A 23,269-nucleotide genomic window follows, 5' to 3' on the forward strand; every position below is an offset into this window, starting at 1 on the left:
ATCCTGACTAATTCAATCAAAAAAATGAAACGACTCATACTCTTTTTTGCATTTTCAGTTTTTACTTTTCAATTTTCAATTTCACAAGAACGGAAGCTTCCTTTAGACACCGTAGTAACTACCCAGCATAGCGTGACCATTAATGGAACACCAATAAACTATACCGCTAAAACAGGAACACAACCTGTTTGGGATGAGATGGGAAAACCTATTGCTGCATTGCATTATACCTATTATACAAGAAACAATATTAAAGATCGTGCTTCACGCCCTCTCTTAATTTCATTTAATGGTGGACCAGGTTCAGGTTCTGTTTGGATGCATTTAGCGTATACCGGTCCTCGAATTTTAAAGATTGATGATGAAGGTTATCCTGTTCAACCTTATGGAGTAAAGCAAAACCCATATTCTGTTTTAGACGTGACCGATATCGTTTATGTGAATCCTGCAAATACAGGTTATAGTCGTACAATACCCGAATCAGGAAAAGAAGTAGATCGCGAAAAATTCTTCGGAATTAATGCAGATATCAAATACCTAGCTGAGTGGTTGAACACCTTTGTTACGAGAAATAATCGCTGGCGCTCACCGAAATATATTATAGGTGAAAGTTATGGTGGCACCAGAGTAATGGGGCTTTCCCTTGCCCTGCAAAATCAGCAATGGATGTATCTCAACGGAGTTATTATGGTATCTCCTGCTGATTACAAATTATACAATACTGGCGGTGCTGTGGAAAATGCGATTAGCCTACCCTATTTTACAGCTGCGGCTTGGCATCATAAAGTTTTACCTCCAGAATTACAGAATAAAGATTTGTTAGAAATACTGCCGGAGTCCGAAGCCTATGCCGTAAATACTCTTATTCCGGCATTAGCCAAGGGTGGTTTCATTGGAGATACTGAAAAGAATGCAGCCGCTGAAAAAATTGCCTATTACTCCGGCCTTCCGAAGCAAGATATTTTGGATCAAAACTTGGTGGTGCCCGTACAGTATTTCTGGAAAAATCTTTTAAAAAAACATGGAAATACTATAGGTCGTCTCGATTCGCGCTACTTAGGTGTTGATCGTCAATTGACTGGAATCAAGCCTGATTACAGTGCAGAACTCACCTCTTGGCTGCATAGCTTTACTCCTGCGATCAACTATTATCTACAGGAGGAACTGAAATTCAAAACAGATATCAAATACAATATGTTCGGTCCGGTTCGCCCATGGAATAATGAAAAAGACAATACCCGTGATAATCTGCGTCAGGCTATGGCACAAAACCCTTATTTAAATGTATTAGTGCAATCGGGGTATTACGATGGTGCAACTACTTATTTTCAAGCAAAATATACCATGTGGCAGACAGACCCCAGTGGAAAAATGAAAGACCGTTTTGATTTTAAAGGCTATCGTTCGGGACACATGATGTACTTGCGCCGTGAAGATTTACAAAATGCCAATAATGATATCCGAGATTTTATTAAAAGAACTGTTGCTAATGGAAAAAGTGCGAAGTATTAGTATTTGTGCTTAGTTAGGAGTAAGACCTAAGATTTCATTGCGAACACAGTCGAGAACCTAGAAACATCTTAAGGTTATTGTAACTGACTTAAGGTGTTTTTTATTTAATTATGCTTGAATTTCATTACATATAAATATATTTCTTGTAACAAAACCACAATTTACGCTACCCATAATTAAAAGATGAAGTTATGGGATATGCAGGACAACCAATGAAAGTAGTAAAAGCTAATCGGGCTTTACTACAAAAAAGAAATACCTTCAAGAAGGTCAAGGAGATGTTTTTAAAATCCGCCAATAGCACAGCGTTGGAGTTTAAAAAAGTATCACCTGAAAAGTTAACTCAAATCAAAGCTGAGATTCGAAGAAAAGCAAAAGTTGATGCTTGGAAAGAAGCTGGCATATATCTTCTATGCACTGCTGTAGTATTTTTGGGATTGTACTGGTTAATTTATATCTAAAATATGAGTTCAGCAGGAACCATAGCAGCAGCAATTACTAGTTTACGTGAAAACAGAGCACTTCTGAAAAAACGAAAATTCAAAGACTTGAAAACTTTACTTTACGAGACTTCTGAAAAAACCGAACTAGAATTTAAAGAAGTATCAGCTCAAGAACTTTTCCGAATTAAAATGGAAATTCGAAGAAAAGCAAAGAGAGCGGCAAGAATTGAAACTGCTATCTATATTGTTTGTACAATTCTAACGCTAAGTTTTTTCTATTGGTTGTTTTATTTATAACAGAAATGGGTTACGGACAAGATGCTATCACTGTAATTAGAAATAACCGCTCTCTATTGAAGCGCGCAAAATTCAAAGAAACCAAAAGTCTATTTATAGAGATCTCAGGTAAAACTGAGTTAGAATTTAAAGAAGTTTCAAAAAAAGAATTGAATACCATTAAGTTAAAAATAAGAAAACAGGCGAAAATACAAGCGCTGATTGAAATAGTGATATACGGTAGTTTGGCTCTTATTCTGCTGGGGTTGTTTGCTTATTTTACCTTTTTAGTAGTTAGCTCCTAAAAAGTTACCTTAGAACTATGAAAGTAAAAGTTGGCGTCGTACAAGAAAGTCCCATTTTTTTTGATAAAGAAAAGACTTTACAAAAGTTAGAAGTTCTAGTAAAAACCTATTCAGACCAAGGCTGTGAATTATTGGTTTTTCCTGAGTCATTTATACCTGGTTATCCCAGAGGATTTGATTTTGGAGCAAAAATAGGAAGTCGCTCAGACGAGGGGAGACAACTCTATGCAGAATATACCGCCAATAGTATTGATTTAGAGGGTGATGATCGCATCCGTTTGGAAAGAATTTCCAAGGAACAAAATACCTACTTAGTTATAGGAGTAACTGAGAAACAGAATACGAATGGTAGTTTGTACTGCTCCATGCTTTATATTTCACCAACACAAGGTTTGTTGGGAGTACACCGAAAAATAAAACCTACAGGAACCGAACGACTTATTTGGGCTGAAGCGGCAGGAGAATCCTTAGTTAGCTTCCAAACGCCAATCGGTAAACTCGGCGGACTTATTTGTTGGGAAAACTATATGCCCATGGCAAGAATGAGCATGTACCAAAAAGGTGTGGAAATCTACATAGCCCCAACAGCCGACTCAAGAGAAGAATGGATCTCCACAATGAAACATATTGCCCTTGAAGGTCGATGTTTTGTTCTAGGGTGTAATCAGTATTATACAAAATCAATGTATCCTGAGAGGTATATGAAGAGTGTTGAAGGTGAACCTGAAAACATTTGTCCGGGGGGAAGCGTAATCGTTTCCCCCTTGGGAAAACTTATTGCGGGTCCCTTATTTGACGAGGCTGGAGTTCTTATCGCGGATCTAGATCTGGAAGACGTCTCTAAGAGTAAACTCGACTTTGATGTTATCGGGCATTACGCACGGAATGATATTTTTGAACTAAAAGTGAATGGGCAGCCGGATATAAAAAAAACATAGAATTAAAAATATTCACAAAACCTGAGTTGTAACAAAAATAGAAAACCTACTACCAATAGATAAATCTAATATCTAAAAATGAGTACTTCATTAGTCACAACACTTTCTGAAGAAGATTTGCTAGCACTACAAGCTGCCAAAAAGAAGATGGAGGAAATCGGTTGGGCAATGAAAGGCTTAAATCGCATTGGTGGTGTTTTAGAAACCGGAATAGATAAACTCCCGCAGAAACAACAAAAATGGCTACAGCAGGTAGCACACAAAGTACTTCATACTGTTGTAAAGGCAAATCTGAAGACTATGCAAAAGGGAAAACAGAATTCTACTCCTTCCAACAAAACTTATAAAGCTTTAGTAACTTCTTCAGGAATTATAGGAGGTGCCTTCGGAGCGACAGCTTTCGCAGTAGATCTAACCGTTGCTACTAAATTTATGATGCGATCAATTATGGATATTGCACGTAGCGAAGGAGAAGATTTAAATTCTTATGATACCCAACTCGCTTGTTTGCAAGTTCTTGCCTTAGGCGGAAAATCAAAACATGACGACAACCTCGATACCGGATATTATGCAACCCGAGTTGCATTGAGTTCTGCCGTAAAAAATGCTACTTCTTATGCAACCAAACATGGAATGGGCGCCGTTTTACAAGGTAGCAACAACACGCTTTTGAAATTGATCGGAGCGGTAGCTTCACGTTTTAGTATTCAGGTATCTGAAAAATTTGTTGCACAGGCGATTCCCGTGATCGGCGCTGCTGGTGGTGGCTCAATTAATTTGGCATTCATTAATCATTTCCAGAATATGGCCAAAGCCCACTTTACAGTACGAAGGTTAGAGAGAAAATACGGTGAAGAATTGGTTCGTGGGGTTTATGAAGAAATACAACTCTCTAAATAGATTATTTGGCTTTTAAAAAATATTTGATTCTAATTATTCAAGAATCCATTATCTAATAATTTCCCTACTTTTAAAGCTCACATAAAAAACATTTATGAAAAAGAGCTCTATTATACTTTCGTTAATTGCTTTCCTAGTTTTTACTCTTCGCACTAATGCACAAGAGTTTTTGTATGGTGACCCTTTACCCGATGCTCCTGAATTATCCATTCGAGGAGCATATTCGGTAGGAGTGCGAACCCTCAATTTAGTGAACAAAAATCAAATAGACATCTTAAATTCTAAAGAAGGTGAAGACCCTTTATACGATCGACCATTAACTGCTGAAGTATGGTATCCGGCTACTTTACCAAATGATGTCAATGCCACCGTTAATTATCAAGAAGTTATGGGTACTCGCGGTGATTCCCTTCGCCCATTAATTCCTTTTACCTTCAAAGGTCGCGCTTTGCGTGATGCTGTTCCTGAGAATAAAGATGGTGCTTTTCCATTGGTTATTGTGTCACACGGTTATGTAGGTTCTCGTTACTTAATGACCTACTTGACTGAAAATTTAGCTTCTAAAGGTTATATAGTTGTGGCGATCGATCATACCGATTCTACATTTAAAGATGCCAATGCATTTCAAAGTACTTTATTGAATCGTGCGTTAGACGTTCGCTTCCTACTTAATGAAATGGAAGCACTAGGGAGTTCTGGAAGTTCCGACTCCTTAAAAGGGCTCGTAGATGCAAACAATACGGCTATTTTGGGATATTCTATGGGAGGCTTTGGTGTTCTAAATGTTGCTGGTGCGGGTTATAGTGATGCTTTCGCAGGATTTACGGTGGGAATGACAGGAGGCAGTAGAGCCATGGGTATTCATTCTGCTAGTAATCCTGAATATCAAAAAATGATAGATCCTCGAATCAAAGCTGTTGTCGCATTTGCCCCTTGGGGAATGGAACGCGGAGTTTGGGATGCAGAAGGATTAAAAGGCTTGAAAACACCAACTTTGTTCATTGCAGGAAGTGAAGATGATATTTCTGGTTATGAAAAGGGAATCAAAGCAATTTATGAAGGAGCAATCAATGCAGACCGATATTTATTGACTTATATTGGCGCAAGACACAATGTCGCTGCGAATCCTCCTCCTGCTGAATCTTTAAAACCAGGATTGCATATTGATGAATACTATCGCTACGCCGATTCAACCTGGGATCAGCGAAAGATTAACAACGTGAATCAACATTTTGTAACCGCTTTTATTGGCATCCATTTGAAGCAAAAGGAATATGCAAAGTATCTTGATATTCAAGCAGATTCCAATGAAAAAGATTGGGAAGGATTCAAGCCTAGATCCTCAACCGGAATGGAATTGTTACATGCCTCTCCGATAGAATAACAGAAAGATAAAATTCCAAAGACTAAAAAATGCAACCCAATTCTTTTATAAAAACATTGAGCTTAATCCATCTTTCTTTGTGTGCAAGTATTGGTTTTTTTGCGGGTTTTGCTTTTGTTCAAAATGGAAGTTTCTCAACCAGCAATAATCAAAATAGCATATTCATTTACTTGATACCTATAGTGGCCATGGCAGGCTATTTTGCCAGTAAGTTTGTATACCAAAATTTGATCAAAAACTTTCCAAAAGAGGAACCGTTATCTAAAAAATTACAACGCTATCAGATCGCAAACATTTTTAAATATGCCCTTTTAGAAGGTCCTGCAATTTTGGCTCTAGTTATATATTATAACGAAGGAAATGCCTTGTATTTAGTGATAGCCATATGTCTCCTTGCCTATCTACTATTTCAAAAACCAAAGTTGGAGAAACTAAAAAGTGAACTGCCCTTGAGTTTGGAAGAAGAGAAAGAATTTGATACTTTAAACTAGTAGAAAACAAAGTCAATTTATGAAAAAAATAAAAGTACTTATGATCGGAATGCTTACTGCTCTAGGGCTTACAAATGGTCTAAAAGCCCAAGATTGGCCTAATCTCGCACAATTTCAAAAAGCAAATGCTGCATTAGAGGCCCCTAAAGAGGGAGAAGATCGAGTAGTATTTATGGGGAATTCTATTACGATAGGATGGTTAAACGCTCGCCCTGAGTTCTTTGAGGGCAAACCATGGGTGAATCGAGGTATTAGCGGACAAACTACACCTCAGATGCTTGTTCGTTTTCGACAAGATGTGATTGCTTTACAACCAAAAGTGGTCGTCATTTTAGCCGGAACAAACGATATTGCTGGTAATACAGGTCCCTCTACCTTAGAAATGATTGCAGATAATATAAAAGGAATGGCCGAACTAGCACATGCCAACGGAATAAAAGTAATACTCTCCTCTACCCTACCTGCTTACGATTACCCTTGGAAACCTGGATTAGAACCAGCACTAAAAATTATAGCATTAAATAAAATGATGAAGGACTATTGTAATGAAAAAGGACACATCTACTTAGATTATTTCTCTGCAATGGTCGATGATCGAAATGGACTTCCAAAGAAATATGCTTCTGATGAAGTCCATCCAACAAAAGAAGGTTACGCCGTTATGGAACCTTTAGTTGAAGCGGCAATAGCTCAGGCTTTATCAGAAATGTAATATAAAAAAGCTAAGCATTTTCTTTTTATCTTCGATATTGAAAAAGAAAATGTATGCCCCAAGTTGATTCCCTAAAAACATACGATACTATTATTGTCGGTTCAGGTGCAGGTGGCCTTGCCGCTGCTATTTGTTTGTCTAGAGCAGGTCAAAAAGTAGTAGTATTAGAGCAGCATGATGTGCCTGGCGGATGGTGTCATAGTTTTTATCTTAACGGACATCGTTTTACCCCTGGAGTTCACTACGTAGGTTTATGTGGTGAGGGAGAAGCAACCAACGACCTTTATCGTGGACTAGGAATTGCCAATGATTTAGCTTTTTTTAGAATGAATCCTGATGCTTATGAACATGTGCATATTGGAGAACATCGTTTTGATTTTCCCGCCGATCCGGAACGGCTAATTTCCCGTTTATCGGAGCGTTTTCCGAAGGAAGAAAAAAGAATTAAAAAATACCTCGGACTCATTCGAAAAGTAAGTGAAGAATTATATTCACTTCCCTATTTCAAGGGTTTTTGGCAGAAATTGAGCATTCCTTATAAAACCAGACATTTTGGAAAATACGGGTTATTCAATCTACGTCGGGTAATCAATTGGCATATCAAAGATCCTTTACTTAAAAACATCTTGAATATTCAATGTGGAGATCATGGGGTTCAACCTCGAAAGGCCGCCTTTGTTCTTCATTCTGCTTTGATGTTTCACTATTTTTACGGAGGTTACTATCCTATGGGAGGTGGTGGAGCATTAATAAAGGCTATGACCAATGCTATAAAAAAACATCATGGAGAAGTATGGACAAGCAAAGGTGTTAAAAGAATACTGGTTGAGGGTGACACTTCGAAAAAAGCTGTTGGGGTTGAACTAGAAAATGGGGAGCAACTTTTTGCCAATCAAATCATATCCAATGCGGATGTTGGAATCACCTACAATGACCTTATTGGCAAAGGACATCTCAGCAAAAAATTACAGAAAAAATTAGAAAAGACGATTTACTCCTGTACTTCATTGATGTTATTCTTAACTGTGGACATGGATGTTGTGGCTGCAGGAATAGACTCCGGAAATATCTGGATGATGCCAGACAAAGATCAAGACGATTACTACGATGCGTCAATGAGTTCTGATTTAACTTCGGATATTCCTTTCGATGGAATGTTTATTAGTTGCACCACCTTAAAAGATCCTATCAGTTTTGATGGGAAGCATCATACTTTAGAAGTGATTACATTTATCGGCTATGAGGCCTTTGAAAAATATAAAGATGAGGATGCTCAACGTTCTGCAGAATACTTAGCTTTTAAAGAACACCTTACCAAAAAAATGATAAACGGACTCGAAAAAGCAGTTCCAAATATCAGTAAACATATTGTACATCAAGAATTGGGAACGCCAATTACCAATGAATACTATATAAACACTACAGCAGGCAATGTCTATGGAACTGAAAAAAGTTTGAAACATATTGGTCCGTTTGCATTTAAAAGCAAAAGTGAAATTGAAAATCTCTATCTCTGTGGTGCAAGTATACTTTCACATGGCGTTGCCGGAGCTAGTCACTCTGGTGTCGCTACTGCAGCTCAGATTTTAGGTTGTCACCCAGACGAATTGAAACAACCACAAGAAGATCAATATTTACGTATTTATGAGGCTGAAGATCCGTCTGACTATCCAGACTGGCTTTTAAAGAAAATAGAAGTTAGAAAAGCGCGATTGGTTTCTAAAGAAAAAGCTGAGGCATAGTTTTTAGCAATACTCTTGATTTTCCAAAAATTGGGTCATACAAACCGGTTCTAAAATATCTTTTAAATTTAAAATTAAATCGAATCAAAAAAACCAAACTTATGAAAACCATACTTCCTATTCTTCTTTTGTTTGTATTCGCTTGTAAAACAACCCAACCAGTAGCTGCAGATGATATTACTGCTATTCGATCAATTCTCACCCAACAACAAAAAGCTTGGTCTGAAAATGATTTAGAAGGATTTATGTCAGGTTACTGGCAATCAGAAGAACTTACCTATTTTAGTAGAGGGAAGATCACAAAAGGATGGCAAACAACTTTAGCCAACTACAAAAGGAATTATCCCTCTAAAAAAGAAACAGGGGAATTAAATTTTGAAATTGCTAACATTACCAAAATTAATAATGACGCTTATTGGGTAATGGGAAGCTATTTTCTAACGCGAGAGGTTGGTGACGCCAACGGTACGTTTATGATTATTTTCAAGCGCATAAATGGAGAATGGAAGATTATTGGAGATTCTTCATGTTAAGCTAAAACTTGCGTTGAGGATTGAAAGCAACAATATTCATTGAAGTTTTCGTATCATCAATAATTTCTGCTATCAACTTACCTGTTGCAGGGCCTAAGCTCCAACCCATCATGGCGTGACCTGTTGCAAAGGTTAAGTTTTCCACATCCTTGGATTTACCAATATATGGCAATCCATCTGGACTTACAGGGCGCATTCCTGTTTTGGCATCTGCAATTTCTTCATTTGTTATTTCTAATTCGGTGTAAAACTTTTTTGCTCCTGCAGCAATTGCAGCAACACGTTCTTTTCGAATATAAGTATTGATGCCAGAAAATTCCATAGTACCGGCAAAACGTGTAAAACCGTTCATTGGAGTTACCGCTATACTTGACTCCATTAAAACAGCGGGCATCGATATTCCGGTAGGTCTAGAAACGTTGATGCGATACCCTTTTCCCGCTTGCAATGGAAGTTTAATGTTTAATTTTTTTGAAAGCTGACCACTCCAAGAACCTGCGGCTAAAACAATTTCATCTGGCGAATAAACCTGTTTTGAGGTTCGAACCTCATTAATTTTATTGGCTTTAATAACAACATCAAGTACCTCTTCATTGGTCTTAATCGTTACTCCTGCATTTTTTAAATATTGAAGCATTTTAGGCATGAATTCCGTGGGAGTAGTATGCCCGTCGCATTCATAGTGAATTGCCCCCTTAGCATCTATTGCAATATTTGGCTCCATTTCAGCTAATTGCGATTGGTTCAATTCTCGAACTTCAAGGCCTAGAAAACTAGCTTTCTCAGCAACTTCCATTTCATGATCATACGACTTTTGCGTTTGGTATAGCATAAGCAAACCTTTTCGCTCCAGCTGAAAATCTCCGAGGTCACCAGAAGCTTTTATTCCTTCAAATAAATCCCTGCTAAGAATATTAATGTCTTTGATTACTGGAATTGCCTTTTCCACTTTGGCATTTGTAGAAGATTTATGAAAATACCAAGACCATTTAAAGAAATCGGTGTCCCACCGAGGTTTCATATAGAAGGGACTCGATGAATTAAACATCCATTTGATTCCTTGGGTGATTTTTCCAGGAGAAGCCATCGGAATAATATGGCTAGGCGTTAAATAGCCTGCATTTACAAATGAGGCACCAGAGCTAATATCTGATTTATCAATTACGGTAACTTGATGTCCTTCTTTTTGCAAGAAATAAGCAGAACTTAGCCCAACTATTCCACCACCAATAATTACTATGTTTTTACTCATTGTACTTTCAGATAATTTTCAAAAAGATGCTGAACTGAGCTAGGCATGATTTGATTTAAAAAAATCAAATCACTTGAAATCCATGTGCGTATGGGTCATCATCATCTATGCTAATCGTATTATGTCCATATATTTTCGCCCAACCTTGAATGCTTGGCACGATAGCTTTTATGCCTTCTAAAGTGGTCTCCTCTTCTACGCGACCGATAAATTTTGATCCAATATAACTTTCATGAATAAACGCTTCGTTTACTTTCAATTTTCCTTTTGCAAACCATTGCGCCATTCTCGCTGAGGTACCAGTTCCACAAGGGGAGCGATCAATCGCTTTATCGCCATAAAACACTGCATTTCGTGCTGTAGCGTCTTTAGAAATAGTATTTCCTGTCCATAGTAAATGGCTTACATCTTTTATCGTATCGTCCTCGGGATGAATAAATTTATCAGCATATTTGAGGTTTATCTTCTCTCTTATTTCCTGACTGTATTGAATCAATTTGCTTGCAGAAAAATCTTGTATACCAGAGAAATTTTCTTGAGGATCAATAATTGCATAGTAATTCCCTCCGTAGGAAACATCAAAAACCAACTCTCCCAATTCGTCACAATCCACGCTTAGATCTGTAGCTGCCAAATATGCTTTCACATTAGTAAGTTTTACCCAATCCACTTTATTCCCTGTCTGTTGGTAGTCTATATAAACAAGACCTGCGGGAGTTTCCATGCGAACTTTACCTGCTGTTTTAGGGTGAATCAGACCTTCTTCAATACCAATGGTAATTGCACCAATTGTTCCATGTCCGCACATGGGTAGGCAACCACTAGTTTCTATAAAAAGAATTCCGAAATCATTTTCAGGATTTGTTGGAGGATAAAAAATACTCCCACTCATCATATCATGACCTCGGGGTTCGAACATCAAACCTTTGCGAATCCAATCAAATTCCTTGAGAAAATGCTGTCGTTTCTCGCTCATGGTAGCCCCATGTAATTCAGGACCTCCGGCCTTCACAACGCGAACAGGGTTGCCACAGGTATGCGCGTCAATGCATGTAAAAGTATTACGACCCATTCTTTGCCTTTGCAATATAATTGTTAATACGATGCTCTAAAATAGCTAAGGTAACAGTTCCTTGACCGAGAATGACTTCATGAAAATCACGTATATCAAAATCGCTACCCAGTTCTAACTCTGCTTTTTTACGGAGCTCTCGAATTTTTAGTTCTCCAATTTTATAGGATAAGGCCTGACCTGGCCAAGAAATATAGCGATCTGTCTCTGTATTTACTTCATGAAGAGAAAGTGCAGTATTAGAAGCCATGAAATCAACGACTTGCTCTCGCGTCCAGCCCTTGGCATGTATTCCTGTATCTACAACTAATCGGCAAGCACGCCACATTTCATAGGTCAACTTACCAAAGTGTTCATAGGGCGTAGTGTACATTCCCATTTCTTCCGCCAGAAATTCAGTGTAAAGTCCCCAGCCTTCTCCATATGCCGATAAATACAGGTCTTTTCTAAACTGTGGAATACTATCACCAAGTTCAGCATTTAAAGCTCCTTGTAAGTGGTGACCCGGCACAGCTTCATGAACTGTTAATGAAGGCAAAGTATATAATGTTCTACTCGGTAAATCATAGGTATTAACCCAATAATAACCAGGATCTGTACTATTCTTTTCGGTGCCAACATACCGCCCTCCGGTGTATTTTGGTGCGATAGCATCCGGAACAGGCGCTACTCCATAAGGTTTTCGTGGAAGCGTTTTAAAAAAACGAGGTAACTGCTCATCAGCACGTTTTGCCATATCTCGAGCTATCATCAAAAGTTCTTTGGGTGACTTTGCATAGAACTGTTCATCTGTTCTGAGGAACTTTAGAAATTCTGGGAAAGTTCCTTTGAAGTCTAACTCCTTGATTATCTGATTCATTTTGGACTTTATTCGCGCTACTTCTTTAAGTCCGATTTGATGAATATCATCAGCTGTGTAATCTGTGCTTGTTGTGTAAAAGTTGATCCGATTTTGGTAATAAGCAGCGCCATTTGGAGTTTCAGAAACTCCTAGAGTTGTTCTTGTTTTTGGAAGGTATTCTTCTTCAAAAAAGGTTTTTATTCTTTTAAACTCGGGTGTTACTTTAGTTGCAACAGCTTTTTCAGCTGCTGCTTTTACGGAATCAATTTGAGTCTCAGTTAGCCCTTCTGGTAATTTTTTAAAAGGAGAATAAAAATAACTATCCTCGAAATTCTCTACTATGTGATCATTGTAGGTACTCTCATATCCATTAAAAATAACTCTAGGTTGTGAAACTCCTTTTTTAAGACCTTCGCGAAGGTTTACAAAATGCTGATCAACGAACTCCGGAATTGCATTTAACTTGCCCAAGTACTTTTTGACTTGATCATAATTCGTGAGCGGTCGCACCATGTAATTCAAACTACTATGAAAACCAGAGTCAGATAATAACGGATTTAAATAACGCTCAAAAGAGTAAAAATCAATTTTATCTTGTAGTTTAAAACTAAGAAGTTCTAGTGAGATTTTATCGGATTCTTCGAGGGTTTGGGTTTCAATTTTTCCCAAATCTTCTAACATAGATTGAGCAAAATCTGCTTCCGACTTATAATGCTCTTTCGTGTATAAGCCTAGTGGATATTTATCCTCATCATGACTTTCGTGATTCTCATACGAAGTAATAATTCCTTGTAAAGTATCCGTTGAATTGTTAGACACCTCCGTTTTGCATCCGAAGAGCAAGAAAAGAATTCCCATAAAACCAATTCTAGAAAGTTGCATACGCTTTGATTTAGATAGCTGCTGTGGTTTGCTTATTATTTATAGATCTTGAAATACCTAAAGGATTAGCATTTTTCAATTCATTCGGAAGTAAGTCATTTGGCCAATCTTGATAGCTAAAAGGTCGAACCCATCTTTTGATTGATTGCGTACCTACGGCAGTAAAACGACTATCGGTAGATGCCGGATATGGACCACCATGTTGCATTGACGGACAAACCTCTACACCTGTCGGGACCCCATTAAAAATGATTCGTCCCACCCTATTTTGTAAAGCTGCTATAATATGTGGATACTGACTTATTTCATTATTGTCAGAAATAATGGTTCCTGTGAGTTGTCCTTCTAAATTTGAAACGATTGCTTTAAGTTCCGCTGCGTCTTTGCATTTCACTACCATCGAAAACGGACCAAAGACTTCGTTGTGCAATTTGGTATTCTCTAAAAATGTTTTTCCTTCCACAGTTACAATAGCCTGTCGAGCATAATTAACGGCAACCTCAGATCCGTAATCAGCAGCTACTACCAAACCTTCTTGCTCAATAGCACTTTTTTTGTTCTTCTCATAGGTTCCAATAATATTAGGATGCAACATACATGAAGGCTCTATTTTTACAATTTCTTCAGACAGGTTCTGAATAAAATTATCAAGTCCGCCACTTTCAATCCCTAGTAGCAAGCCAGGATTCGTGCAAAACTGTCCAGAACCAACTGTTATGGAACCTGCATAGGTATTTGCTAATTCAGAAGCTCTATTTTTAAGAGCCTCTGGAAGCATAATAACTGGATTGATGCTTCCCATTTCGGCAAAAACAGGAATAGGTTCATCACGTTGTGCAGCTAAATCGAATAAAGCACGTCCACCACGAATACTTCCTGTAAAACCGACCGCTTTTACTTGCGGATGTTTTACTAACTGCACCCCCACTTCAATACCACTACTATTTAAATTCGAGAAAACACCGTTTGGTATTCCAGTCGCTTCAGCTGCCTTAATAATAGCAGAAGCCACTAATTCTCCTGTTCCAGCATGCATCGGATGCGATTTGACTATAACTGGGCAACCAGCAGCAAGAGCTGCCGCAGTATCACCTCCTGCTGTAGAAAAAGCAAATGGAAAATTACTTGCTCCGAAAACCACAACTGGCCCTAGAGGAACCAACATTTTTCTTAAATCCGGCTTGGGGGCTGGTATTCTATCGGGAATTGCGGTATCTATTGTTGCATCTACCCAGGAACCCTCTTCCAAAAGCGCAGCGAAAGCTCTCAGTTGACCAATGGTTCGTCCTCGCTCTCCTTTAGCTCTGCCTTCAGGTAATCCCGATTCTGAGCAGTAGGTTTGTATTAAGACTTCATCCATGGCTAGAATTTCATCAGCAATTCTATTCAAAAAAACCGCTTTTTCTACACCCGATCGCTGATTGTATGTGATATATGCGTCGGAAGCCAAAAATACTGCCTCGTTGATTTCTTCAATACTTGCCTCCACAAATTCATTCTCATTTTCAATATTCAATAGCGGATTGAAAGTTTTATACGTTTTTGCGCCATTACCAGATAATCTTTTTCCGATATAGTTTTTCCCTGTAATCATATATTTTGAATTCGTTTTAAATGTGCTTCTAAATCTACTGGTTTATGGACTATTTTTTCTGAAACTGGATACTTTTCCAATAAAGAGCTCGGGCGAATTGGTCTTTTCGAGAAATCACCCCCACAATTTGGACAAACCTTATGCAATACTTCTTCAACACAAGCTTTACAAAAAGTACATTCAAAAGTACAAATCATAGCCTCTTCAGAATCATACGGCAAGGATTTGTTACAATTTTCACAAGTCGGTCTAATTTCTAACATGACTACAATGATTTGTAGTTGGGTAAAGAAGGTCGCGTTTTTAATCCCTCATCTATGATGCTTTGTACGCGAAGACGTTCAGAGCCTTGTAAAGGCAGACGTGGTTCACGAACATATTCGGTACCTAAACCTGTTCCTACTTCAGCCAGCTTTATATTTTGAACTAATTGCGGACTTATATCTAACTCTAACAAAGGCATAAACCATCTGTAGATTTCTAGGGCTTCATTCATTCTGCCTGCTTTAACTAGGTTACAGATTGCTACCGTCTCTTCGGGAAAGGCGCATACCAGCCCGGCTACCCAGCCGTCAGCACCAGCAGCAATACTTTCCAAAGCCAAGGTATCAACCCCACAAAGAATGTTTAAACGATTACCGAACCTATTTCTAATTCGTGTAACATTTGATATGTCACGTGTGGATTCCTTAACTGCTTCAATATTATCATGCACCAACATTTCCTCAAACATGTCTAGCGTAACCTCAATTTTATAATCTACAGGATTATTGTAAATCATTATCGGCAAGTCAGTATTCTTTGCAATGGTTTTAAAATATTGCACCGTCTCAAAATCAGTCGACTTATAGCGCATTGGTGGTAGCATCATAAGTCCGTGTGCGCCATATTTTTCTGCTTTATGAGCAGCCTCTACAGCACCTTTGGTCGTTTGTTCTGCAATATTAATCACTACCGGTACTTTACCTTGAACAATTTGTACAGTCTCTTCAATTAGAACGCGTTTTTCATCATCATTGAGTGTGCTTGCTTCTCCTAAAGTGCCCCCCAAGACAATTCCATTTACGCCAGCTTCGACTTGTGCATCAATATTCACCTTGAACATTTTCATATCCAATTTATCATCGTCCGTAAACTTTGTAGTTACTGCCGGCATTACACCTGACCAATTTACTTTCATCGTATTGTGTTTATAATTCAACACAAAAATAAAATGAAAAACCCTAGTTAGTTACTTCCATTTTATCCAACATTAAGACTATATTATCCAAATTATTAATATAATTGTATCATTAAGTATAATATTTGCGCATTAATGAAAGTACGTCCGTTTCAAATTGTTAAACCTCTAAACGAGAACCTAATTGTTCAGATTGACCGTTCAAAAGGGTTTTACAACCATCTTCATCAACACAATGAAATCCAACTAAGCCTTATCGTAAAAGGATTTGGCAAACTAATAGTAGGTGATAGCGTACATCAATTTAGAGATGGTGATTTTTTTGCTATTGGATCGAATTTTCCGCATCTTTTCAAAACAGAGAAAGATCAAGGAATCGTAGAAATGGTCTCTCTATTTTTTACAAGAAATACTTTTGGAGAAGAGTTCTTTGGACTTGCAGATCTTTCTGAAATAAAACCTTTCTTTGATTTTGTAAGAGACGGATTCCAATTAGAATCCAATTTACAAGATATCGCCGATCAAGTAATACAATTTCCTAAAGCTTCTAAAACAACCCGAGTTGTTCTATTTATACAGCTTTTGCAAAAATTAGTTAATGCGGAAAAAAAATCATTAACCAGTTTTAAATATCCTAAAGAAATTGGGGATTTGGCGGGAGAAAGAATGCAAATAGTCTTCGATTATGTACTTCATAACTTTCAAAAAGAAATACAATTGAACACCATATCAGGACTCGTTCATATGACACCCAACTCATTTTGTAAATTCTTTAAGCAACGAACAAACAAGACTTTTTTTCAGTTCTTAATTGAAATAAGAATAGAGCACGCAAGTCAGCTTTTACGAAATAATAAAGATCTGGCTATTGCTGAAATAGCAGAACTTTCTGGTTTTAAATCGATATCTAACTTTAATCGAAAATTCAAGTTTTTCAAAAATATGATACCATCAAATTATCGGACGGATTTTTAAAGATAAACAGCTTTAAACTGTGTAACTAGATTTATGAAAGGTTAGAATTTATTAGGGAGCCATTGTTCCTCAAGTTTTCACTATTTTTGAGAAATTTTTTAACTCAAGAAAACCTTCAAATGAAAAATCTTCTTCTTTGCAGCATTGCCTTGGTGATGTCTTGTAATACATCCCAAAAAACTATTTCGGAAACTTCGAAAGCTACGGAGGTGAAAATAGTTGACCCAAGTGCATATGCAGCTTCAATTACTGAGGAAGAATTAAAAGAGCATCTTTATATATATGCTTCAGATGAGTATGAAGGAAGAGAAACAGGTACTCCAGGTCAAAAAAAGGCAATTGCATATTTAAAAACGGCCTATGAAAAACTCGGTCTTCCTGCAGCTAAAAGTGATGGAAACTATTTTCAAAATGTTCCTTTAGAAGTGACTAAACTGCCAACAGGCTCAATGACTGTCGGGGAGCAAGAATATGTTATAGGAACCGATTTTGTAAGTTTTGGAGAATCACAAGCTTCTTTTAACGAAATTATTTATGTGGGTTATGGAATTGAGGAAGGTGAGTATTCAGATTATAAAGATTTGGATGTTTCTGGTAAATTGGTAATTTATAAATCAGGAGAGCCAATGAATGAAGATGGCACCTATGCCCTATCAGGAACTTCAGAGGCTTCTTCATGGGGAAGTGATAATGCAGTGCTTGAAACTAAAGTAAAATTAGCAGAAGAAAAAGGGGCAGGTGGAATATTAACGTATGCTCCAAAACTATACCCAAGAATTGCCGCTTATTACAATAGATCTGTCAACTCAGAGAGTGATCGTATGAGTATAAAAAGTGATGACAAGAGACTTTTTAGTGGCCTTATAAGTGAGAAAATGGCAAAATCAATAATAACTGATATTGACACCAATGCAATTCCGAAAGCGCAGTCAGTTGTATCTAAAGTAATGGCCGTAGGGAATTCAAAAACCATTAACTCCGAAAATGTAGTTGCCATTTTGAAGGGTTCCGAAAAACCAAATGAATATGTGGTAATATCATCACATCTAGATCATATTGGAGTTAATGCTGATGGAGAAATCAACAATGGCGCAGATGATGATGGCTCTGGTACGGTAGCATTATTAGAAATTGCTCAAGCTTTTAAAAAAGCAGCTGATGAAGGGAATGGTCCCAAACGCTCCATTGTATTCTTGCATGTTACAGGTGAAGAAAAAGGACTTTTAGGAAGTCAGTATTATACCGATTTTGACCCCATAGTTCCCTTATCCCAAACTGTTGCCAATTTAAATATTGATATGATTGGGCGCATCGATCCGAAAAGAGAGGGAAAGCGAAACTATATTTATTTAATTGGGTCTGATAAGCTTAGTACTGATTTGCATAGCCTTTCTGAAGAGGTAAATGCTAAATATGCAAATATTGAATTAGACTATACCTACAATGATGAAAATGATCCAAACCGTTTTTATTATAGAAGTGACCATTACAATTTTGCAAAGAACAATATTCCTATCATCTTTTATTTCAACGGTACTCATGATGATTATCATAGACCAACCGATACTCCTGATAAAATAAATTATGATTTACTTCAAAATAGAACAAGACTTATTTTTCATACTGCATGGGAGGTTGCCAATCGAGATCAACGGGTAATTGTTGATAAAGCTTCCAAATAAAATTATTAAAAAAACGAAGAGTAAAAAAAGCCTTATCTCAGGAGATAAGGCTTAAACTTTGGGTGGAAGACCGGGTTTACCTCGACTGAGCTCGGCACAGGCTTCTCACCCTTTCCTTTTAGTATAAAAACAAAGTCCCTACATTTTACTGCAAGGACTTTTACCAATTTCAGGGTGGAAGACCGGGTTCGAACCGGCGACTTCTGGTACCACAAACCAGCGCTCTAACCAGCTGAGCTACAACCACCATTTGTTAGCGGTTGCAAATGTAATTTTTTTTAATTGATCTTTCAAAAGAAACGCTTTAAAAAGAATAATGAAATAATCTAAATTTCTGATTAAGATTGCTCAGAATAGGCCTAAGGAAGGGAATTTTGAAAAAATTTCAATCAACAATTCCAGGTTCTTTTACTTCTTGCGAATTTAGTAAGTCATATGATAATCACCATCTTACATCTTATTTCAACCTTTTCACAACATAAATTGTTAGACCACACTCCTTTGAGCTACATTTATTTACCTAATGTACCCAAATCGGATGTATTTGACCAAAAGCAACGGAACGGCAGTATATTTTTCCAAACTAGTATTCTTTATACTTTTTTTGAGTTCCTTATTGTATCCTAATCTTTCGCGTGCCCAGCAGAATTCGAGGGATAGTTTAATCCGTTTGATTCAGAAAACTGAAGCCGAAAAAAGTTTCAGTAAAAAAGACTCTACGCATATAAATCTCTTAAATGATCTTGGGCAAAATCTACGTTTTTACAAAGCAGACAGCCTTTTAAGAGTAGCAGAACAAGCATTGAATCATAGTAAGTCAATTCAATATACCAAGGGGCATATCGAAGCCCTAGTTAATATTGGCCACTATTACTCAGACAAAGGAAATCATGACAAAGCAATAAAAAACTATCAAAATGCCTCTAAAATAGCGAATGAGTTGGGTGTTCTTGAGCTAATTCTCTCAACCCAAAATCAATTAGCAAATCAGTATACTTTTCATGGAGATTTTGAAAAAGCCTTAGAAGAGTATTTGACAGGTATTGAAATCGCGACCTCAGCAGATCATAAACCTATGATGGCAATTATCAATGAGAATATTGCTCTTCTATATGCTGATCAAAATGACTTCGATCAAGCCTTGGTTTACTTTAAAATTGTAAAAAAGCTAAACGAGGAAATCGGAGATGAAATTTCCACGGCATTTACTATCAGTAATATGGCCGATACGTATGCGGATATGGGTAATCTAGAATATGCCATGTTCCATATAACAAAGAGTATTACTGTCTTTGAAAAATATGAACTCATGGATTGGCTTGCATACGCTTTTGAGGTAAAGGGGAAAACGTATTTGAAGCAAGGCAAATACAAGTGGGCGATTTTTTGGTATAATCAAAGCCAATCGTTGCATAATAAAAGTGTAGAGGACGAGAGAAGTGAGATCAACCTTCTAAATGGAATCGCAGAAGCAAACATTGGCCTTGAAAAAGACAGTATATCTGAAAAGTATGCTCAAAATGCTTTGGAAATTTCTACTCGACTACAGGAAAGTAAGGGTATTCAAAAAAGTGCAGAAATACTATATAAAATCAGTAAGAAGAGAAATGATTATGTGAGTGCACTTAACTATCACGAGCTTTTTCAGAGGTTATCTGATACAATTTCGAAGAATGGCAGTAAGAAGAATCTTTTGATGTTGAAGACGAAAATGAATCACGAACAGCAGAAGAGAACTCTTATTGAAGAGAATGAAAAAGCACTCGCAAAGCAAAAAAACTATGTTTACGCCTCTGTTGCGATACTTTTGATTCTCATGGTTATTACTTTATTGGTTCGCAGAAACGAAAAAATTCAAAAGAACCTTAATAAAGAACTACACTCAAAAACCTCTGATCTTGAAAAAAATGAGGTAGAACTAAGGGCTATCAATGAAACGAAAGATAAAATGTTCTCTATTATTGGACATGATCTGAGAGGCCCTATAGGAGCATTTCAAGGACTTCTACAACTATTAAAAAATGGTGAAATTGATCAAAATGAATTTATACAGTTTATTCCAAAACTAAGAACTGATATTGATAATATTTCATTTACCCTAAACAATTTACTGTCCTGGGGACAAACACAGATGAACGGTACAATTACACAACCTACTGTAGTTTCTTTAGAACATTTGGTAAAAGATAACATCAATCTTTTGTCTGAAATTGCAGGAAACAAATCTATTAAAATGATCAGCCAGTTAAGCGAAAATACTTTGGCTTGGTCTGACGCCGATCAAATTGACATTGTGATTCGAAATCTGATGAGTAATGCTTTAAAGTTTACCCCTAAGAATGGAATGGTAACTATCAATGCAAAAGAAAAGAATAATTTCTGGGAAGTTTCGGTAAGGGATACAGGTGTTGGTATCGACAAAGAGGCTAAAGAGAAAATCTTCGCTAAAAACTCAAATGTGACTACTTACGGAACCGAAAATGAAAAAGGAACAGGACTTGGTCTATCTCTATGCAAAGAAATGGTAGAAAACAACAATGGTACTATTTGGGTTGAAAGTGTTCCTCGCAAAGGAACTTGCTTTTACTTTACCGTTCCTAAGGTAAAAAAGTCGTTTCAAAAAGCTAGCTAGATCAAATCACTCAGACTGTTGACAGCCGTATAGCGTTCCACATTAAAACCTTCAGCATGATCAACATTGATATACCTGCCTAAATCTCTTGCTCTGTACGTTACACTATCAATAAAATTTTTATTGCTGATTGGAGTTTCGGGCTCATCACTTTTCGGATCATAAAACTGAGAACTATAGGCTAAAATTGCTTCGTTCTTTTTTTCAATAAAACCAGAAACATCAACAATAAAATCTGGTTCTAAATTCTTCCATTGTATATAATGATACACCTGTTTTGGTCTCCAAGGTTCTTGCCACTGGTCATCACCTTCGAGTTTTGTATCTATTTTAACTAAACCACTTAAGAAACAAGCATCACTTACCAGTTTGCTTCCCTTTCCATGATCAATATGTCGATCTTCAATCGCATTACATAGCACAATTTCTGGGCGATACTTTCTTATCATTTTAATAACCGCTAATTGGTGTTCTTTATCATTAATAAAGAACCCGTCAGCAAACTCCAAATTTTCTCGAACTGATATACCTAAAATCTCTGCAGCGGCGGCAGCCTCTTTATCTCGTAGTTCAGCAGAACCTCTAGTACCCAATTCTCCTCTAGTTAAATCAACAGCCCCAACTTTCTTTCCTAAGGAAATCTCTTTGGCAATAGTGGCCCCTGCTCCTAATTCAATATCATCCGGGTGCGCGCCAAAAGCTAGTATATCTAATTTCATAATACTTGGTTTGATTAGTTCTACGGACTACTCTGTCGTAGTAACAACTTGACGCCTTACTTTTTGAAGCGCTTGTTCTATATCCGCAATAAGATCTTCTGACTCTTCGATTCCTACAGAAAAACGAATTAGTCCATCTTTAATTCCTTGTTCTGCTCTAACTTCAGCACTCATAAGGGCGTGGGAAGTATCAGCAGGTGAAATGAGCGTGCTTTCAACTCCTGCTAAACTCATTGATGATTTTATTAATTGTAAAGATTTTCGAAACTGCTTGGCATCATATGTTTCTTTCAATTCAAATGAGAGCATCCCACCAAAACCACGCATCTGCGATTTTGCCAATTCATGTTCAGGATGCGAGGGTAACCCAGGATAATATACAGCTTCAATATCCTCATTGTTATATAAATATTCCGCCATTCGCTGCGCATTAGCATTTTGTGCCTTAACTCGCAATCCCATAGTCTTAATACTGCGTTCTAAAAGCCAAACCGTATAATCGCTTAGACTTCCTCCAAAGTTCTTTGCCAATTGAAATATCTGCTCCATATGTTCTTCAGAAGCAGCAACTGCTCCTGCACAAATATCAGAATGTCCGCCCATATACTTTGTAGCACTATGAATTACCACGTCAATTCCAAAATCAATAGGGTTCTGATTTACCGGACTGGCAAACGTATTATCTATCATTGAAACAATACCATGCCTTTTGGTAATCTTCCCTATGGCATCTAAATCTGTTATCGTCAACAGTGGATTCGAGGGAGTTTCAATATATATCACTTTCGTGTTCCCTTGAATCTTGGCTTCAAAATCCTCTGGTTTCCATCCCTCCGTAAAAGAATAGGAAATTCCATATTTATCAAATTCCTCAGTTACTAAATTATATGTACCTCCGTATAGAGTCTGTTGAAGAACAATATGATCCCCAGCATGAAGGAAAGCCATCAATGATGTACTTACAGCAGCCATTCCACTTCCAAATATCAATGCGGACTCTGCATGCTCTAAAGCAGCGATTTTTTTAGCAAGTCCCTCTTGGTTTGGTGTGTTGAAATATCTCGGATAACGCTTCACATCAACATCTTCAAATGCATAGGAACTGCTCATATACAAAGGAGAAATAGCGCCTTTGAACTGCTCATCAACTATCTCTCCCACATGAGTACATATGGTATTCAGACCTTTTTTAGTATTACCCATC

Annotated in this window: 22 protein-coding genes and 1 tRNA gene; 14 read left to right on the forward strand and 9 right to left on the reverse strand. The window is 37.4% G+C overall.

From position 1 onward, the window contains the following. Positions 1-24 precede the first annotated feature (24 nt). The 11 genes from ACKWCD_RS03935 to ACKWCD_RS03985 all read left to right on the forward strand — a co-directional run bounded on the left by ACKWCD_RS03935 (position 25) and on the right by ACKWCD_RS03985 (position 9,236). Positions 25-1,512 carry a S10 family peptidase gene (locus ACKWCD_RS03935; RefSeq protein WP_413982631.1) on the forward strand — a complete coding sequence of 496 codons (1,488 nt, stop codon included), beginning with the start codon at positions 25-27 and terminating at the stop codon, positions 1,510-1,512. A gap of 191 nt (positions 1,513-1,703) precedes the next feature. Beyond that, complete coding sequence (locus tag ACKWCD_RS03940; RefSeq protein ID WP_413982632.1) at positions 1,704-1,973, forward strand: hypothetical protein; 270 nt, start codon at positions 1,704-1,706, stop codon at positions 1,971-1,973. Positions 1,974-1,976: 3 nt separating this feature from the next. Continuing rightward, on the forward strand, positions 1,977-2,252 hold the full coding sequence (locus tag ACKWCD_RS03945) for a hypothetical protein (RefSeq protein WP_413982633.1): 276 nt from the start codon (positions 1,977-1,979) through the stop codon (positions 2,250-2,252). 5 nt (positions 2,253-2,257) lie between these two features. Next, positions 2,258-2,536, forward strand: coding sequence for a hypothetical protein (locus ACKWCD_RS03950; RefSeq protein WP_413982634.1), 279 nt, complete (start codon positions 2,258-2,260; stop codon positions 2,534-2,536). A gap of 17 nt (positions 2,537-2,553) precedes the next feature. Beyond that, on the forward strand, positions 2,554-3,474 hold the full coding sequence (locus ACKWCD_RS03955; RefSeq protein ID WP_413982635.1) for a carbon-nitrogen hydrolase family protein: 921 nt from the start codon (positions 2,554-2,556) through the stop codon (positions 3,472-3,474). A gap of 78 nt (positions 3,475-3,552) precedes the next feature. Next, positions 3,553-4,374, forward strand: coding sequence for an EcsC family protein (locus ACKWCD_RS03960; protein ID WP_413982636.1), 822 nt, complete (start codon positions 3,553-3,555; stop codon positions 4,372-4,374). A 94-nt stretch (positions 4,375-4,468) separates the two neighbouring features. Beyond that, complete coding sequence (locus ACKWCD_RS03965; RefSeq protein ID WP_413982637.1) at positions 4,469-5,758, forward strand: alpha/beta hydrolase family protein; 1,290 nt, start codon at positions 4,469-4,471, stop codon at positions 5,756-5,758. 29 nt (positions 5,759-5,787) lie between these two features. Then, complete coding sequence (locus ACKWCD_RS03970; RefSeq protein WP_413982638.1) at positions 5,788-6,249, forward strand: hypothetical protein; 462 nt, start codon at positions 5,788-5,790, stop codon at positions 6,247-6,249. Positions 6,250-6,268: 19 nt separating this feature from the next. Continuing rightward, a complete protein-coding gene (locus ACKWCD_RS03975; protein WP_413982639.1) occupies positions 6,269-6,961 on the forward strand; it encodes an SGNH/GDSL hydrolase family protein in 693 nt (230 codons plus the stop codon). A 53-nt stretch (positions 6,962-7,014) separates the two neighbouring features. Continuing rightward, positions 7,015-8,703 carry a phytoene desaturase family protein gene (locus ACKWCD_RS03980; protein WP_413982640.1) on the forward strand — a complete coding sequence of 563 codons (1,689 nt, stop codon included), beginning with the start codon at positions 7,015-7,017 and terminating at the stop codon, positions 8,701-8,703. A gap of 101 nt (positions 8,704-8,804) precedes the next feature. Next, positions 8,805-9,236, forward strand: coding sequence for a YybH family protein (locus tag ACKWCD_RS03985; RefSeq protein WP_413982641.1), 432 nt, complete (start codon positions 8,805-8,807; stop codon positions 9,234-9,236). Between the two features lies 1 nt (position 9,237). On the opposite strand, the gene ACKWCD_RS03990 is transcribed toward ACKWCD_RS03985, so the two are convergent. From ACKWCD_RS03990 to ACKWCD_RS04015, 6 genes are all read right to left on the reverse strand, one after another. Continuing rightward, complete coding sequence (locus tag ACKWCD_RS03990) at positions 9,238-10,488, reverse strand: NAD(P)/FAD-dependent oxidoreductase (RefSeq protein ID WP_413982642.1); 1,251 nt, start codon at positions 10,486-10,488, stop codon at positions 9,238-9,240. Between the two features lie 64 nt (positions 10,489-10,552). Further along, positions 10,553-11,560 carry a 4-hydroxyproline epimerase gene (locus ACKWCD_RS03995; RefSeq protein WP_413982643.1) on the reverse strand — a complete coding sequence of 336 codons (1,008 nt, stop codon included), beginning with the start codon at positions 11,558-11,560 and terminating at the stop codon, positions 10,553-10,555. Beyond that, on the reverse strand, positions 11,550-13,283 hold the full coding sequence (locus ACKWCD_RS04000) for a DUF885 domain-containing protein (RefSeq protein ID WP_413982644.1): 1,734 nt from the start codon (positions 13,281-13,283) through the stop codon (positions 11,550-11,552). Before ACKWCD_RS04000 ends, ACKWCD_RS03995 begins: the two co-directional genes overlap by 11 nt. Before the next feature lie 10 nt (positions 13,284-13,293). Further along, positions 13,294-14,877, reverse strand: coding sequence for an aldehyde dehydrogenase (NADP(+)) (locus ACKWCD_RS04005; RefSeq protein ID WP_413982645.1), 1,584 nt, complete (start codon positions 14,875-14,877; stop codon positions 13,294-13,296). Beyond that, on the reverse strand, positions 14,874-15,140 hold the full coding sequence (locus ACKWCD_RS04010; RefSeq protein ID WP_413982646.1) for a DUF1272 domain-containing protein: 267 nt from the start codon (positions 15,138-15,140) through the stop codon (positions 14,874-14,876). Before ACKWCD_RS04010 ends, ACKWCD_RS04005 begins: the two co-directional genes overlap by 4 nt. Before the next feature lie 2 nt (positions 15,141-15,142). Continuing rightward, a complete protein-coding gene (locus tag ACKWCD_RS04015; protein ID WP_413982647.1) occupies positions 15,143-16,057 on the reverse strand; it encodes a dihydrodipicolinate synthase family protein in 915 nt (304 codons plus the stop codon). A gap of 135 nt (positions 16,058-16,192) precedes the next feature. Here ACKWCD_RS04015 and ACKWCD_RS04020 point away from each other — a divergent pair, with 135 nt between their 5' ends. Both ACKWCD_RS04020 and ACKWCD_RS04025 read left to right on the forward strand, forming a co-directional pair. Next, positions 16,193-17,032: an AraC family transcriptional regulator gene (locus ACKWCD_RS04020; RefSeq protein ID WP_413982648.1), complete on the forward strand. Its 840-nt coding sequence runs from the start codon at positions 16,193-16,195 to the stop codon at positions 17,030-17,032. Between the two features lie 119 nt (positions 17,033-17,151). After that, the gene (locus ACKWCD_RS04025; protein WP_413982649.1) at positions 17,152-18,714 is read left to right on the forward strand and encodes a M28 family peptidase; all 1,563 of its coding nucleotides are present in this window, start codon (positions 17,152-17,154) and stop codon (positions 18,712-18,714) included. A 172-nt stretch (positions 18,715-18,886) separates the two neighbouring features. On the opposite strand, the gene ACKWCD_RS04030 is transcribed toward ACKWCD_RS04025, so the two are convergent. After that, a tRNA-His gene (locus ACKWCD_RS04030) sits at positions 18,887-18,962 on the reverse strand. Positions 18,963-19,252: 290 nt separating this feature from the next. On the opposite strand from ACKWCD_RS04030, the gene ACKWCD_RS04035 reads away from it, so the two are divergent. Beyond that, a complete protein-coding gene (locus tag ACKWCD_RS04035) occupies positions 19,253-21,346 on the forward strand; it encodes an ATP-binding protein (protein ID WP_413982650.1) in 2,094 nt (697 codons plus the stop codon). Here the strand turns inward: ACKWCD_RS04035 and bshB1 are convergent. Continuing rightward, on the reverse strand, positions 21,343-22,065 hold the full coding sequence (bshB1, locus tag ACKWCD_RS04040; protein ID WP_413982651.1) for a bacillithiol biosynthesis deacetylase BshB1: 723 nt from the start codon (positions 22,063-22,065) through the stop codon (positions 21,343-21,345). The two genes, ACKWCD_RS04035 and bshB1, sit on opposite strands and share 4 nt — an antisense overlap. A gap of 27 nt (positions 22,066-22,092) precedes the next feature. Then, the gene (locus ACKWCD_RS04045; RefSeq protein ID WP_413982652.1) at positions 22,093-23,268 is read right to left on the reverse strand and encodes a trans-sulfuration enzyme family protein; all 1,176 of its coding nucleotides are present in this window, start codon (positions 23,266-23,268) and stop codon (positions 22,093-22,095) included. Between the last annotated feature and the right edge of the window lies 1 nt (position 23,269).

The organism is Maribacter taeanensis (assembly GCF_047345145.1).
Taxonomy (GTDB): Bacteria; Bacteroidota; Bacteroidia; order Flavobacteriales; family Flavobacteriaceae; genus Maribacter_C.

Coding starts and splice junctions, on each gene's coding strand:
- ACKWCD_RS03935 (WP_413982631.1), top strand. CDS start 25: ATGAAACGACTCATACTCTTTTTTGCATTTTCAGTTTTTACTTTTCAA.
- ACKWCD_RS03940 (WP_413982632.1), top strand. CDS start 1,704: ATGGGATATGCAGGACAACCAATGAAAGTAGTAAAAGCTAATCGGGCT.
- ACKWCD_RS03945 (WP_413982633.1), top strand. CDS start 1,977: ATGAGTTCAGCAGGAACCATAGCAGCAGCAATTACTAGTTTACGTGAA.
- ACKWCD_RS03950 (WP_413982634.1), top strand. CDS start 2,258: ATGGGTTACGGACAAGATGCTATCACTGTAATTAGAAATAACCGCTCT.
- ACKWCD_RS03955 (WP_413982635.1), top strand. CDS start 2,554: ATGAAAGTAAAAGTTGGCGTCGTACAAGAAAGTCCCATTTTTTTTGAT.
- ACKWCD_RS03960 (WP_413982636.1), top strand. CDS start 3,553: ATGAGTACTTCATTAGTCACAACACTTTCTGAAGAAGATTTGCTAGCA.
- ACKWCD_RS03965 (WP_413982637.1), top strand. CDS start 4,469: ATGAAAAAGAGCTCTATTATACTTTCGTTAATTGCTTTCCTAGTTTTT.
- ACKWCD_RS03970 (WP_413982638.1), top strand. CDS start 5,788: ATGCAACCCAATTCTTTTATAAAAACATTGAGCTTAATCCATCTTTCT.
- ACKWCD_RS03975 (WP_413982639.1), top strand. CDS start 6,269: ATGAAAAAAATAAAAGTACTTATGATCGGAATGCTTACTGCTCTAGGG.
- ACKWCD_RS03980 (WP_413982640.1), top strand. CDS start 7,015: ATGCCCCAAGTTGATTCCCTAAAAACATACGATACTATTATTGTCGGT.
- ACKWCD_RS03985 (WP_413982641.1), top strand. CDS start 8,805: ATGAAAACCATACTTCCTATTCTTCTTTTGTTTGTATTCGCTTGTAAA.
- ACKWCD_RS03990 (WP_413982642.1), bottom strand. CDS start 10,488: ATGAGTAAAAACATAGTAATTATTGGTGGTGGAATAGTTGGGCTAAGT.
- ACKWCD_RS03995 (WP_413982643.1), bottom strand. CDS start 11,560: ATGGGTCGTAATACTTTTACATGCATTGACGCGCATACCTGTGGCAAC.
- ACKWCD_RS04000 (WP_413982644.1), bottom strand. CDS start 13,283: ATGCAACTTTCTAGAATTGGTTTTATGGGAATTCTTTTCTTGCTCTTC.
- ACKWCD_RS04005 (WP_413982645.1), bottom strand. CDS start 14,877: ATGATTACAGGGAAAAACTATATCGGAAAAAGATTATCTGGTAATGGC.
- ACKWCD_RS04010 (WP_413982646.1), bottom strand. CDS start 15,140: ATGTTAGAAATTAGACCGACTTGTGAAAATTGTAACAAATCCTTGCCG.
- ACKWCD_RS04015 (WP_413982647.1), bottom strand. CDS start 16,057: ATGAAAGTAAATTGGTCAGGTGTAATGCCGGCAGTAACTACAAAGTTT.
- ACKWCD_RS04020 (WP_413982648.1), top strand. CDS start 16,193: ATGAAAGTACGTCCGTTTCAAATTGTTAAACCTCTAAACGAGAACCTA.
- ACKWCD_RS04025 (WP_413982649.1), top strand. CDS start 17,152: ATGAAAAATCTTCTTCTTTGCAGCATTGCCTTGGTGATGTCTTGTAAT.
- ACKWCD_RS04035 (WP_413982650.1), top strand. CDS start 19,253: ATGTATTTGACCAAAAGCAACGGAACGGCAGTATATTTTTCCAAACTA.
- bshB1 (WP_413982651.1), bottom strand. CDS start 22,065: ATGAAATTAGATATACTAGCTTTTGGCGCGCACCCGGATGATATTGAA.
- ACKWCD_RS04045 (WP_413982652.1), bottom strand. CDS start 23,268: ATGGGTAATACTAAAAAAGGTCTGAATACCATATGTACTCATGTGGGA.